The following is a 12,956-nucleotide window of genomic DNA, read 5'->3' on the forward strand; positions in this document are numbered from 1 at the left end:
GTGCTGACCAGGTTCATCAGGATCCAGCTGGTGCTGTTCACCATCCTGACGATCGTCGCGCTGGTGGTGCTGGGGTGGTACTACCTGCGCATCCCGAGCCTCGTCGGTATCGGCCAGTACGAGTTGAAGGCCGAACTCCCCCGCTCGGGCGGTCTGTACGCGACGGCCAACGTCACCTACCGCGGCACGCAGATCGGCAAGGTCACCTCGGTCGAGCCGACCCAGCGGGGCGCGCTCGCGGTGATGAGCATCGATGACCGCTACAAGATTCCCGCCGACGCGACGGCGAACGTGCACTCGGTGTCGGCGATCGGCGAGCAGTATCTGGACCTGGTGTCGACGGGCGACGCGGACCAGTACCTGTCGCCGGGTTCGACGATCACCGAGAGCACCGTGCCCAGCGAGGTCGGCCCGGCGCTGGACGCCGCGAACAGGGGTCTGGCGGTGCTGCCCAAGGAGAAGATCGACGCGCTGCTCACCGAGACGTCACAGGCGGTCGGCGGGCTGGGCCCGGCGCTGCAACGGCTGGTGGATTCGACGACCAACATCGCGCAGGGCTTCAAGGACCATCTGCCGCAGGTCAACGACATCATCGTCAACGCAGGCCCGATCCTGGACAGCCAGGTGCAGTCCGGCGACAACATCGAGCAGTGGTCGCGCAACCTGAACGTGATCGCCGCGCAGTCGGCCGAGCAGGATGCGGCGCTGCGGAGCGGCCTCCAGCAGGCCGCTCCGACAGCCGACCAGCTCAACGCAGTGTTCGGCGGGGTGCGCGAGTCGTTGCCGCAGACGCTAGCGAACCTCGCGATCGTCACCGACATGCTCAAGCGCTACAACAAGGGCCTCGAGCAGTCGCTAGTTCTCTTACCGCAGGGCGCGGCGGTGGCGCAAGCGGGCACGTTGTTTGAGGGCTACGGCCAACTGCCGCTCGCGTTAGGTGCACTCAACCAGCCGCCGCCATGTCTGACCGGCTTCCTGCCCGCGTCCGAGTGGCGCTCGCCGGCCGACACCAGCATGGCGCCGCTGCCGCGGGGCACCTACTGCAAGATCCCGAAGGACTACCAGGGCAACGTCGTTCGCGGCGCCCGCAACTATCCCTGCGTCGACGTCCCGGGCAAGCGGGCGGCGACGCCGATGGAGTGCCGCAGCGATGAGCCGTACGTTCCGCTGGGCACCAACCCGTGGTACGGCGACCCAAACCAGATCCTGTCCTGCCCGGCCCCTGGCGCGCGCTGCGATCAGGGCGTCAACCCGGGCCGCGGCGTCATCCAGGCGCCGTCGGTCAACAGCGGGATGAATCCTGCACCCGCGAGCGACCTGCCGCCGCCGAACTCGACGGCGCCGGTCAGCGATCCGCTGAGCCCGCCCGGACAGGGCAGCGTGACCTGCAGTGGACAACAACCCAACCCCTGCATCTACACTCCGGCACCAGGGCCACCCGGCTCCACGGCGGTGTACAGCCCGAGCAGCGGCCAGGTGGTCGGACCCGACGGCGTGAAATACAACGTCAGCAACTCGAGTAACCCAGGAGACGACGGATGGAAGGAGATGCTGGCACCCGCCAGCTGAACCCCACCGATGCTGATGAGACGCCCGACGAGTCGTTAGCAGTATCCCCAGGCCCAGCGCCCGCCGAGGATCCGGACACCACAGAAGAACAGGTTTCGGCCGATCCCCGCCGACCGTCGCGGATCGGTCGCGGCCTGGCTGTCAGTATCTGCGCGGCGCTGCTCGCGCTCGCCGTCGCCGGGGGTGTCGCGGGATTCCTGCTCTTCAAAAATGACCAACGGGTCGCGGCCAGCGAGCGCGCCGAAGCGGCGGCACTGCAGGCGGCGAAGGATTGTGTGGCCGCGACGCACGCGCCCGACACCGCCGCCATGACCGCGGCGCAGACCAAGATCATCGATTGCTCGACCGGCGACTTCGCCGTGCAGTCCTCGCTGTACGCAGGGGTGCTGGTCGACGCGTACCAGGCCGCCGACGTGCGGGTGCAGGTTTCGGATATGCGCGCGGCGGTGGAGAAGCACAACGACGACGGGTCTTTCGACATCCTGGTCGCGGTGCGGGTCAAGGTCACCAACTCCGACACCGCCGATGAGGAGCAGGGCTACCGGCTGCGGGTGCGGATGGCACCGGACGAAGGGACCTACAAGGTCGCCGAGTTGGATCAGGTCACATCGTGACATCGTCCACCCTGACACTCGACACGACCCCGGATTCGCCGGCCACCGACCAGGCCACCGTGGAGCCGGTGGCGTCGTGGCCGGCCAGGGCCGGCGCGTTCGCCGTCGACGTCCTGATCGGGCTCGCCGTGCTGGTGACGCTGGCATTGGTTTCGCTGACCGCGCCGCTGCGCAGTCCGCTGTGGTGGTGCTACATCGCCGCGGTGGTCGTCGTGGTGTTGGTGATCGCGGTCAATCGCCTCGTACTGCCTGGCATCGTCGGCTTCTCGCTGGGACGCGCGGTCTTCGGCATCGCGGTCAGGAAGCGGGACGGCTCACCGGTCGGAGTGTGGCGGCTGCTGATTCGTGACGGCGCGCACCTGCTCGACACTGTAGGGCTGTTCATCGGATGGTTGTGGCCGCTTTGGGATCGCCGAAATCGGACCTTCGCCGACCTTCTGCTGCGGACAGAGGTGCGCCCGGTGGCCCCGCCGGCGCGAAATGTGCGCAAGCTGACCGCAATTGCGCTGATCGTCGCGACGATCGGCTGCGCGACCGCGATCGGCGTCAACTACTGGGTGGTGTACCGGCACGAGCGCGCGGTGGCCGCGACCAAGCAGCAGATCACCGAGCAGGGGCCTCGGATCGTCGAGGAGATGCTCAGCTACAAACGCGACACCATGCAGGAGGACTTCACGCGCGCCCAGGCGTTGACCACTGACGGCTACCGGGACCAGTTGATCGCCCAACAGCAGGCCGCGCAGAAGGCGGGTGTCACCTCCAACGAGTACTGGGCGGTGAGCAGTGCCCTGCTCTCAGCGTCGCCAGACAAGGCCGAGATGCTGCTGGCGATGCAGGGCCAACGCGGCGATGATCCGAAGAACCTCAAGTTCATCACCGCGACCGTTCGAGCGGATTTCGCGAAGTCGGACGACGGCCAGTGGCGGGTCTCTGATCTCACGGTGTTGAAGAGGCCACACATGAATGCGCAGGGCCGATGAGTCCGCGGCGCAAGGTCGAGTCCGACGAGCCGGACTTCTTCGAAGTGGCGCCGAAGTCGCCGCGGCGCTGGGGCTTACCGATTGTCGCCGTCGTCGCGTCGCTGTTGATGGCCGCCTCGATCACGGTCGGCGCGCTGATGCTGGTCAGCCACGAGACCGACCGGCGCGCGGCGGTGAAAGACGCCGCCGCACTCGGCTACGTCAGCCAGTTCATGACGGACTACACGTCGCTGGATCCGTTCCATGCCAACGCGTATGTGGAGCGGATATTGGCGGAGGGCACCGGCGACTTCGCCAAGATGTTCAAGGAGAAGCAGAACGAAATTCTGATCCAGGTCGCGCGGGCCGAGCCCGCCACCGGCACCGTGGTGGCCGCGGGTGTGCAGCGGTGGAACGACAACGGCAGCGCGGACGTCTTGGTCGCGACCAAGGTGTCCGCGAAGGCGGCGGACGGCAAGTCGACGGTCGAAAGTGGAAACCGTTGGATAGCAACGGCTATCAAGGAGGGACAGCAGTGGAAGATCAGCCAGCTGATCCAGGTGATCTGACCACTGGGGAAACCGCCGCCGCGCCGCGTCGCCGTCGGTGGTTCTCCCTCCGCCGAAGGTCGGAAGCGCCTGCGTCCGAGCCGGATTCGGCCGTCGCCGACGCGACGGAGGGTGTGGCTGCGGACGAGGCGAAGCTTGCGCCGCGGCCGGTCGGCAAGGCGAGCCGCAGGGCCCGAACACAAGTATCCGAACCGGAGACGGCCGACGAATCCGACGCCGCCGCCGAACCGCAAGCTGAGGCCGTCGAAACTGAGGCCGTCGAATCCGACTCCGCCGAATCCGATGTGGTGCCACAGGAAGTGAGGTTCGTGCCGCACCGGCCCGCGGGCAGGCGGCTCATCGCCGCGGCGGTCGCGGCGGCGGTGTTGTTCGTCGGCGCAGCGGCATTCGCGGGCGCGATGCTGCAGCCGTACCTGGCTGAACGTGCCGAGGTCAACACCAAGCTCGAGGTGGCCCGCACGGCGGCGCGCGCCATCTCCACGCTGTGGACGTACACGCCGGAGAACATGGAAACGCTGCCGGACAGAGCGGCGGGATTCCTCGGCGGTGACTTCGCCTACGAGTACCGCAACTACATCGACGCGATCGTCGCGACGAACAAGCAGGCGCAGGTCACCAACACGACACAGGTGCTCGGCGCCGCGGTGGAGACGCTGACTCCGTCGGAGGCCACCGCGATCGTCTACACCAACTCGGTGGCCACCAGCCCGATGACCAAGAACATCCCGTCGCTGCGCTACCTGTCCTATCGGCTGACGATGGAGCGCCGAGATGCGAAGTGGCTGATCACCCGCATGTCGACGATCACGTCGCTGGATCTGACGCCGCAGTTGTAATCCGGTCGTGGCCGTCGAATCCCCTGTCTCACCGCGGTTGACGATCACCTGCCTGCTGCTGCTGACGTTTGCGACGGGCCTGGTCGATGCGGTCAGTGTGCTGAAGCTCGGACATGTCTTCGTCGCCAACATGACCGGCAACGTGATCTTTCTGGGCTTCTGGTTCGTTCCGCACTCGAGCGTCGACGTCACCGCCGCCCTCGTCGCGTTCGTCAGCTTCGTGACGGGCGCGGTGGTGAGTGGCCGCTTCGCCCGCCACCTCGGCACCGACGTCCGCCGATGGCTGGCGATCACGTTGTCCTTCGAAGTCCTGATGCTGGTGGCACTTTCGGTGCTGGCCGGCGCCGGCGTGCTCGACTATCAGGACAACAGGAAACTGCTTCTCATCGCAGGTCTGGCCGTCACCTTCGGCGTGCAGAATTCCACTGCCCAGCAATTCGGCATCCAGGAGCTGTCCACCACGGTGCTGACGACGACGATCGTGCGGATCGGGTTCGACAGCAGGCTGGCCGGCGGCAGTGGCGATCGGGAGAAGCTGCGCTACAGCGTGGTGCTCACGATGTGCGGCGGCGCGATCGTCGGTGCAACGATGACCCGCTTCACCGTCGCACCGATCATCGCGTTGGCCGCGGCGATGGTCGCGACCAGCGGGGCGCTGTTCTGGTTCTGCAGCCGCCCAGCCCGAACTAGTTGAATGCCAGCCAGCTGGGCAAGGCGCGTTCGCGCGAGTCGCACAGCACCTGACGGGTGTCGCATGATCCGCGCGGCACCCCGGCGCCGGCCCACATTCCGCCGGTGTCGCGGCGCAGCACGATGGACGATGACCCACCGCCGTCGAGCAGCACCGCCGCGTCACTGCCCAAGCCGCGGAACAGATCCTGGATCTGGTCGGGCGTGTAACTGCCGCCCTGGAAGACGTACATCTCGTCCTTGTCCTTGGCATACGCGATCGCGGTGCGGGCCGCGCTCGGGCCACCGTCGTTGAGCTGGCCGGTGTCGCCGGGCGCGAGCAGCCCGATGCCTGCCACCGCGACGAACCGCGTCCCCTCGTCGACCAGGGCCTGGATCACGGGCGACGCCGCATCGTAGTCGTCGGGATTCTTGGGCGGCACCACGTACGGCGCACCGCCCACCGGAAGGATCATCGTCGACAACGCCTTCCAGTGCTCGTTGCCGCCGGACAGCCCCTGCTTGCCCGCATAGGCGATCGTGCCGGTCACCGCGGCATTGGCCCGACCCTGTCCGCGGGTGTTGTCGACGTATGCGCCCAGCGGCGAACTGCATCCGGTCGACTTCCAGGAACCGCCCTTCTGCCCGCGCACGTCGAAGAAGTTGGCGTTGATCGCGATCGTCGGTTGGCCGAGGGCCTGCCAGGCTTGCAGCGGCGTGAAGATCTCCGACGCCTGCCACAGCCCCTCCGCGGTGCGAGCCCGCGGATCGCGTTCGCAGCGCGCTTGAAATCCCCTGTGTGAGTCGACAAGTAGGCGTGGTGCGAGGCGAGTCGACGCGGCCTTGATGATCATCAGGTGCCCGCCGCTGGTCATCTCGTACCAACCGCCGCCCGCGTTGAGCATCGGCGCAGGGTGCCCGCCGCCGAAGTTGTAGACGAGGTACGAACCGCGCGTCGTCGCAATGGCGTTGGCGAGTAGTTCGCGGGCGTCTGCGGCCTTCGCGGCCGGCACCCCCGCCGTCGCCGACAGCACCGCGCAGAGCATCAGCGATGCGGCCGTCGCCGCGAATCGTCGGATGTTTGCCACAGCCGTCGGCACCGTCGCTCCTTTCCCCGAAGCCCCTAAACCTGAGCCAACCGTAACCACAGGAGACACGCTGTCAACTTTCGTCACACCTGCATCACAGTTCTGCATCGTCCTGCCAGAACCCTGAGTTTCGAGCGCCAGAAGTGGGTAAGGAGAGGTGGTAAGCCGTGTACGGCGGACTACGTGTGAGGAGCGGCAATGATCTGGACCATTATCAGCGCGATAATCGTCGGCGCGATCATCGGTGCGTTGGCCCGACTGGTGATGCCCGGTAAGCAGAACATCGGTGTGCTCATGACGATCCTGTTGGGCATCGTGGGGTCATTCCTCGGGTCGTGGCTGACCGGCCTGTTCGGTTACAGCAACGAGAACGGTGGTTGGGCGGTCATCCCATTCATCGTCGGTGTCATCGTCGCGGTCGTGTTGATCGCGATCTACGTCGCAGTCACCGGTCGCAAAGGCACTGGGGCACCGACGGCCCGCTAGCGTTGCGGCGGCGCCAACCGGTAGATGGCGTCCGCGTAGTCGTCGGTGATGTAGACCGCCCCGTCGGGCCCCGTCACTGCGGCCACCGGACGCCCCCACCGGGAGCCGTCGTCTGCCTGGAACCCGGCGACCAGCGTCTGCTGGTTGCCCAAAGAGCCGTTCTGCCAAGGAAAGAACGCCACCTCGGGCGCAAGGGGCGGCTCCCTGTTCCACGATCCATGCACACCGATCAGCGCTCCGCTGGCATACGGCTCCGGCAGCACGCCCGTGGTGAAGCTCATGCCCAGCGGTGCCGCGTGTGCGCCCAGACTCTGCTCGACCGGCGGCAGCGACGCGCAGTCGAGACGGCTGCCGTCGGGATTGGCCTGAACGTCGCGGATGAACGGTAGGTTCGCCGGACCGCCATCGGGATTGCAGTACGGCCAACCCAATTCGCGTCCTTGCCAGAGTCGGGCGACCGACTCGGGAGGATGGTCGTCGACATAATCGGGGACGACCTCGCCGGTCCGCGGATCCGCCACATTGTCACGATTGTTGACCGCCGTCCACACCGACCCGTCCGGGGCGATGGCCAGGCCGGTGCCGTTGCGGACGCCGGTCGCGAACGGCTGTGGGGGACCGCCGCCGGGCGGAACGCGCATGATCGTTGCGCGTGGCGGATCGGCGTCGCGGTCCTCGGCGGAGATGTTGCCGGTCGAGCCGATCGAGAAGTAGACGCTGCCGTCGGGACCGACCGCAACGGATTTGAGCGCATGAGCGTAAGCCCCTTTCAGGTCGGGGCTCTTGGCGTCGGGCAGGTTCGCGACGACCGTGCGCCGGTTCGTCGCGGCGCCGTCGGCGTAGTCGTACACGTCGATCTGGTCGCTCTCCGCGATGTAGAGCGCGTCACCGGCGAACGCCATTCCGTGTGGCTGGTCGAGGTTCTCGAGCAGCGTCGACTGGCGCGGTTCGGCGTCGGTGGGTTCGAGCCGCAACACCTGGCCGGTGCTCGGCTGGGAAACCAGCAGCGCGCCGTCGGGCGCCCACACGGCCAACCTCGCCTTGGGTACGCGGGCCCACACCGACATCGACCAGCCCGCGGGCACCATCGCTTGCCGAGGCTCGTCGAAAGGCGATTGCGCGAGCGGCGATGCGACCGCCACGGTGACCGGCGCCAGGCCGGCCGACGTGTCCACCGTCGGCGCCGGGCTCGGTTCAGGGCTGGGTTCCGTGCTCGTCTCGGAGCTCGTTGAGCAGGCCGCCATCAGTGTCGCGCCCGCCAGGCACGCAATCGCGTTACGCCGCAGCCAAACTCGCATGCATCTCCCAGACCAGGATCTCGGCGGGCGTGGTGGCCGTGACGCGCTGGCCGCCGGATCCGGTGAAGCGCACCGCGTCGCCCTCGTGCAGCGCGCCCGCACCCTCGAGCGTCACCTCACCGCGGGGGATGAACAGATGCAGGTACCGCGCCTGCGGCAACCCGACGGTATCGCCGGGTTGCATGCGTGCGCCGTGCAGGGCGGCGTAGCTGTTGCGGATCGCGATCGCGGCCTGATCGCGGTGCTCGGGCATGCCGGAGGCGATGGTCACCAGCCCGCCGCGCAGCAGTTCGTCGTCGATCTCGAGTTGCTGATAACCCGGGTCGATCCCAGACTCGTCGGGCACGACCCACATCTGGACGAAATGCACCGGCTCATCCCCCTGCCCTTCGGGCGGGAGGTGCCCCCAGTGTGTCTCGGCGCCGGTCAACGTCCACGAGTCGTTCTTCTCGGAGTGCAGAATGCCGCGGCCGGCCGACATCCGCTGCGCCAGGCCGGGATAGATCACCCCGGAGTGACCGGTGGAGTCCTGATGTACCAGCGATCCGCGCAGCACCCACGTGACGATCTCCATGTCGCGGTGCGGATGAGTGTCAAACCCGGTACCGGGTGCCACGATGTCGTCGTTGTTGACCAGCAGCAGGCCGTGGTGGGTGTTCTCAGGCTCGTAGTGGCTGCCGAAGGAGAACGAATGCTTGGAGTCCAGCCAGGAGATCTTGGTGTTCGCGCGGTCGTCGGAACGCCGGATGTCGACGGTTTCCGCGGCGGCCATGCCCCCAGGGTAGCGGCGCTACCAGTCCGCCTCGTCATAGGTGACGACGCCGCGGATGTTCTTTCCGTCGAGCATGTCCTGGTAGCCCTGGTTGATGTCCTCGAGCCGGTAGGTCTTGCTGACCATGTCGTCGATGTTGAGCAGGCCGGATCTGTACAGGCCGACCAGCTTGGGCGTCTCGACGTGCGAGCTGCCGCCGCCGAAGATGTTGCCCTTCAGCGTCTTCTGCAACATCGTGAACAGGAACAGGTTGAGCTTGACGTCGACGTCCATCATCGAGCCCATGCCCGTCACCACGCAGGTGCCGGTCTTGGTGGTCAAGGTCAGCGCCTCTTCGATGTACTCGCCCTTCATATCGCCGACCGCGATGATGGTCTTGTCGGCCATGATGCCGTGGGTGAGGTCGATGACGGGCGCGATCGCCTCGGCCATTGACGGGTAGACGTGGGTGGCGCCGAACTTGATGGCCTGGTCGCGTTTCCATTCGTTGGGGTCGATCGCGATGACGTTGCGAGCGCCGGCGATCACCGCGCCCTGCAGCGCGCTCATGCCGATGCCGCCGACGCCGACGATCACGACGGTCTCGCCGGGTTGCACCTCGGCGACGTTGGTGGCCGATCCGAAGCCCGTCGGCACCGCGCAGCCGAGCAGGGCCGCCGACTCGAACGGAATGTCCTTGTCGATCTTGACGACCGAGTCCTTGTGCACGGTCATGTAGGGCGCGAAGGTGCCGAGCAGGTTCATCGGCGAGACCTCGGTGGTGCCGGCGTGCACCCGCGAAGTCCCGTCGGCGATGGCCTTGCCGCCGAGCAGCACCGCGCCGCGGTCGCACAGCGAGCGGTAACCCTTGAGGCACGGCGGGCATTCGCCGCAGGCGGGGATGAACGCGAGGATGACGTGATCGCCCTCCGCCAGGCCGGTGACGTTGCGACCGACCTTGGTGATGACGCCGGCGCCCTCGTGGCCGCCGAGCGCGGGCAGGGCGATCGGGGTGGCGCCGGTGGTCAGGTGGTAGTCGGAGTGGCACATGCCCGCGGCGTGCAGGCGGATCTGGACCTCATCGGCGACGGGGTCACCGATCTCGATCTCGTCGATACGGAACGGCGAGTTGAGCTCCCACAGCAGAGCGCCCTTGGTTCTCATGGAGGCTGACTATAGAACACGTTCCAGAACACGTGTCAAAGAGGGCGCTGACCTGGCTGTTTCAGTGCTATCGTCCGTCGAGTGTCGGCGCGCTAGAGAGTCGCGGGCATGCCGAACTTCTCGAACGACGTCATGTGAAACGCCACCACGTGCATGATGCCGTCGCGCCCGACGTCGAGGACATGCATCTGAAACGGCTCGTGGACGCCGGTCTCCCGATTGAGCATGTACAGCGCACCGGCCGGCTGACCGTTCGCAGTGATCTGGATGAACCGCATGTCCCCGGGGCCCTCCGCCGGGCAGTGCGTCTTCGACAACAGCACGATGTCCTGTGGACCCTGGTACCACCCGTCGAACGGCGGCATCTCCCACACCGCGTCCGCAGTGAACAACTCGACCAGCTTGTCGATGTCATAGCTCTCGAACGCGGCGATGTAGCGAGTCAGCAGGTCCTGCGCCTCCGGCGACTCCGGCGGCTGCAGCTGATCGTCCTCACTCGGGCCGATGGCATCCAGTTGCGCGCGCGCCCGCTGCAGCAGGCTGTTGACCGCCGCGGTGGAAGCGCCGATCGCATCCGCGACCTCGGCGGCCTTCCACTGCAGCACCTCACGCAGCACCAGCACCGCGCGCTGCCGCGGCGACAGATGCTGCAGCGCCGCGACGAACGCCAAGCGCACGGATTCGCGCGAGCCCACGATGTTCGACGGGTCGGTCGAATCGTCGGGTAGCGGCTCCAGCCACGGCACCTCGTCGCGCGCGACGATGTCGTCGACCGGATCCGAACTCGGCGCGCCGAGTCCCGTCGGCAGCGGCCGGCGCTGTCGGCCTTCCAGCGCCGTCAGGCTGGTGTTGGTGGCGATCCGGTACAGCCACGTCCGCACCGAGGATTTGCCCTGGAAACCGGCGTACGACTTCCAGGCTCGCAGATAGGTTTCCTGCACCAGGTCCTCGGCGTCATGCAGGGAGCCGGTCATCCGGTAACAGTGCGCGAGCAATTCGCGGCGGTACCGTTGCGCGTCGGCCAGGAAGGCATCCTGGGCGCTTCTGTCGTCGACATCGTGGGCCAGCACCGTCACGCCGCCGAGCTTAATCAGTACCACCGACAAGCGGATAGTCTCTGCTGGTGGCCACTACTCGCAGCGAACACACCTTCGACGGTGTCGGCGGTGTGCGCATCGTCTACGACGTCTGGACACCCGACGGTGATCCGCGCGGCGTGGTCGTGCTGTGCCACGGATACGCCGAGCACGCCCGCCGCTATGACCACGTCGCGGCCCGGTTCGGCGAGGCCGGCCTGATCACCTACGCGCTCGACCTGCGCGGCCACGGCCGGTCCGGTGGCAAACGGGTCTATCTGCGCAAGATCGGCGAATACACCGAAGATTTCCGCACCCTTGTCCGCCTCGCCGCCGCCGAGCACCCCCGGCTGCCGCGGATCGTCCTCGGTCACAGCATGGGTGGTGGGGTCGTGTTCGCCTACGGCGTCGACCACCCCGACGACTACACCGCGATGGTCTTGTCCGGGCCTGCCGTCTACGCGCAGGACGCGGTGTCGTCATTCATGATCGCCGTCGCCAAGATCGTCGGCGGCACCCTGCCCGGGCTGCCCGTCGAACAGCTGCCGACCGAAGCGGTGTCCCGCGACCCCGAGGTGGTGGCCGCCTACATGGCCGACCCGATGGTGCATCACGGCAAGCTGCCGGCGGGGATCGCCAAGGCGCTGATCAAGGTGGGCGAATCCATGCCGCAGCGGGCCTCGGCGCTCACCGCACCGCTGTTGGTGGTGCACGGTGAGCAGGACAAGCTGATCCCCGTTGCCGGCAGCCACCGCCTGATGGAATGCGTCGGCTCCGACGACGCGCACCTGAAGGTCTATCCCGAGCTGTACCACGAGGTGTTCAACGAGCCCGAGCGTGACCTGGTGCTCGACGACGTCACCTCGTGGATCGAGGCCAAGCTTTGAAAACCCTTGCAGCCAGCCTTCTTTCACTTGTCCTTGCGCTTGCCGCGTGCTCGTCGTCGGATCAGACCCAATGGGTCGACGAGGAGGTCACCTTCACCGCCGACGGCCTGACCGTCCACGGCACCTACCGGCATCCGTCCGGCGAGGCGCCGGGTCCCGCCGCGCTGCTGATCTCAGAAAGCGGTGCCACCGACCGTAACGGCGACAACCAGGTCGCCGGCCCGGTCGGCAACATGCGCCAACTCGCCGAACTGCTGTCCGACCGCGACGTCGCGAGCCTGCGTTACGACAAGATCGGCACCGGCAAGACCGGTCTGGGGCCCTACGCGCAGCGGCCCACCGAGGTGGTCAGCGCCGTGTACACCGCTGGCGCGAAAGCCGCCGTGCGCTACCTGGCCGGTCAGCCCCGCACCGACGCCGACCGCATCTCGGTCTACGCGCTGGGAGAAGGCACCATCCATGCGATGCAGTTGGCCGGCGACACCGGTCCCGATGCGCCGAAGATCCACTCGCTCGGCCTCCTTCAGCCACTGCCCGGCCGGTACCTGGACATCATCACCAACCGGGTGCGCGCCAACGCCAGCCCCGCGGCCCTGTCGACCTGGCTGACGGCCGTCGACGAGGTCCGCACGAAGGGGACCGTGCCGCCGAACCTCCCCGAGGGTCTCGGCGCGCTGCTCAACCCCGGCAACGTCAATGCCGTTGTCCAGGCCGACAAGATCGACCCGCTTACGCTGGCGGGCGACATTCCCGCGGGCACACCGGTCCTGCTGACCTGTTCGGATTCCGACGGTCAGGCCGACTGCGACGCGATCAAGCCGCTCGCGGATGCGCTGCGTCACACCGCGCTGACGCTGGTGGAACTCCAGGGCGTCAACCACGTACTGCGCGACGACCCGAGCGACAACGTCGCCAATTACGCCTCACAAGACCCGCTTTCTCCACAGGTGGTCGAAGCGCTGAATGGTTTTGTCGCCAAGTAGCCCTAAT

The 12,956-nt window shown here is 67.2% G+C and carries 14 protein-coding genes; 9 read left to right on the plus strand and 5 right to left on the minus strand.

Features of this window, described 5'->3' with window-relative positions:
* From G6N18_RS16535 to G6N18_RS16560, 6 genes are read left to right on the plus strand one after another with little or no spacing between them, the layout of a single operon-like run.
* A complete protein-coding gene (locus G6N18_RS16535; protein WP_067080307.1) occupies positions 1–1,569 on the plus strand; it encodes a virulence factor Mce family protein in 1,569 nt (522 codons plus the stop codon).
* Complete coding sequence (locus G6N18_RS16540) at positions 1,539–2,183, plus strand: Rv1363c family protein (RefSeq protein WP_067080306.1); 645 nt, start codon at positions 1,539–1,541, stop codon at positions 2,181–2,183. The genes G6N18_RS16535 and G6N18_RS16540 overlap by 31 nt, the downstream gene beginning before the upstream one ends.
* Complete coding sequence (locus G6N18_RS16545) at positions 2,180–3,163, plus strand: RDD family protein (RefSeq protein ID WP_083000176.1); 984 nt, start codon at positions 2,180–2,182, stop codon at positions 3,161–3,163. Before G6N18_RS16540 ends, G6N18_RS16545 begins: the two co-directional genes overlap by 4 nt.
* Positions 3,160–3,711 carry an Rv1363c family protein gene (locus G6N18_RS16550; protein ID WP_083000178.1) on the plus strand — a complete coding sequence of 184 codons (552 nt, stop codon included), beginning with the start codon at positions 3,160–3,162 and terminating at the stop codon, positions 3,709–3,711. The genes G6N18_RS16545 and G6N18_RS16550 overlap by 4 nt, the downstream gene beginning before the upstream one ends.
* Positions 3,678–4,547, plus strand: coding sequence for a prolipoprotein diacylglyceryl transferase (locus G6N18_RS16555; protein ID WP_083000179.1), 870 nt, complete (start codon positions 3,678–3,680; stop codon positions 4,545–4,547). The genes G6N18_RS16550 and G6N18_RS16555 overlap by 34 nt, the downstream gene beginning before the upstream one ends.
* 7 nt (positions 4,548–4,554) lie before the next feature.
* Positions 4,555–5,241 carry a YoaK family protein gene (locus tag G6N18_RS16560; protein ID WP_083000181.1) on the plus strand — a complete coding sequence of 229 codons (687 nt, stop codon included), beginning with the start codon at positions 4,555–4,557 and terminating at the stop codon, positions 5,239–5,241.
* Here G6N18_RS16560 and G6N18_RS16565 read toward each other — a convergent pair.
* Complete coding sequence (locus tag G6N18_RS16565; protein ID WP_234806099.1) at positions 5,234–6,262, minus strand: phosphodiester glycosidase family protein; 1,029 nt, start codon at positions 6,260–6,262, stop codon at positions 5,234–5,236. The two genes, G6N18_RS16560 and G6N18_RS16565, sit on opposite strands and share 8 nt — an antisense overlap.
* Before the next feature lie 240 nt (positions 6,263–6,502).
* Here G6N18_RS16565 and G6N18_RS16570 point away from each other — a divergent pair, with 240 nt between their 5' ends.
* On the plus strand, positions 6,503–6,790 hold the full coding sequence (locus tag G6N18_RS16570) for a GlsB/YeaQ/YmgE family stress response membrane protein (protein ID WP_059100634.1): 288 nt from the start codon (positions 6,503–6,505) through the stop codon (positions 6,788–6,790).
* Here the strand turns inward: G6N18_RS16570 and G6N18_RS16575 are convergent.
* The 4 genes from G6N18_RS16575 to G6N18_RS16590 all read right to left on the minus strand — a co-directional run bounded on the left by G6N18_RS16575 (position 6,787) and on the right by G6N18_RS16590 (position 11,109).
* A complete protein-coding gene (locus G6N18_RS16575) occupies positions 6,787–8,088 on the minus strand; it encodes a PQQ-dependent sugar dehydrogenase (RefSeq protein ID WP_067225429.1) in 1,302 nt (433 codons plus the stop codon). The two genes, G6N18_RS16570 and G6N18_RS16575, sit on opposite strands and share 4 nt — an antisense overlap.
* Positions 8,066–8,860: a pirin family protein gene (locus tag G6N18_RS16580; RefSeq protein WP_067225431.1), complete on the minus strand. Its 795-nt coding sequence runs from the start codon at positions 8,858–8,860 to the stop codon at positions 8,066–8,068. Before G6N18_RS16580 ends, G6N18_RS16575 begins: the two co-directional genes overlap by 23 nt.
* Before the next feature lie 18 nt (positions 8,861–8,878).
* Positions 8,879–10,003 carry an NDMA-dependent alcohol dehydrogenase gene (locus G6N18_RS16585; protein WP_083000184.1) on the minus strand — a complete coding sequence of 375 codons (1,125 nt, stop codon included), beginning with the start codon at positions 10,001–10,003 and terminating at the stop codon, positions 8,879–8,881.
* 92 nt (positions 10,004–10,095) lie between these two features.
* Entirely contained in the window at positions 10,096–11,109 is a 1,014-nt protein-coding gene (locus G6N18_RS16590; protein ID WP_083000186.1) for a sigma-70 family RNA polymerase sigma factor, read from the minus strand.
* A gap of 17 nt (positions 11,110–11,126) precedes the next feature.
* Here G6N18_RS16590 and G6N18_RS16595 point away from each other — a divergent pair, with 17 nt between their 5' ends.
* Together G6N18_RS16595 and G6N18_RS16600 are read left to right on the plus strand one after the other, a co-directional pair.
* The gene (locus G6N18_RS16595) at positions 11,127–11,966 is read left to right on the plus strand and encodes an alpha/beta hydrolase (protein WP_083000188.1); all 840 of its coding nucleotides are present in this window, start codon (positions 11,127–11,129) and stop codon (positions 11,964–11,966) included.
* Entirely contained in the window at positions 11,963–12,949 is a 987-nt protein-coding gene (locus G6N18_RS16600) for an alpha/beta hydrolase (protein ID WP_067225437.1), read from the plus strand. The genes G6N18_RS16595 and G6N18_RS16600 overlap by 4 nt, the downstream gene beginning before the upstream one ends.
* The last annotated feature ends 7 nt before the right edge of the window (positions 12,950–12,956 follow it).

Source organism: Mycolicibacterium celeriflavum (assembly GCF_010731795.1).
In the GTDB taxonomy this organism is placed as follows: Bacteria; Actinomycetota; Actinomycetes; order Mycobacteriales; family Mycobacteriaceae; genus Mycobacterium; species Mycobacterium celeriflavum.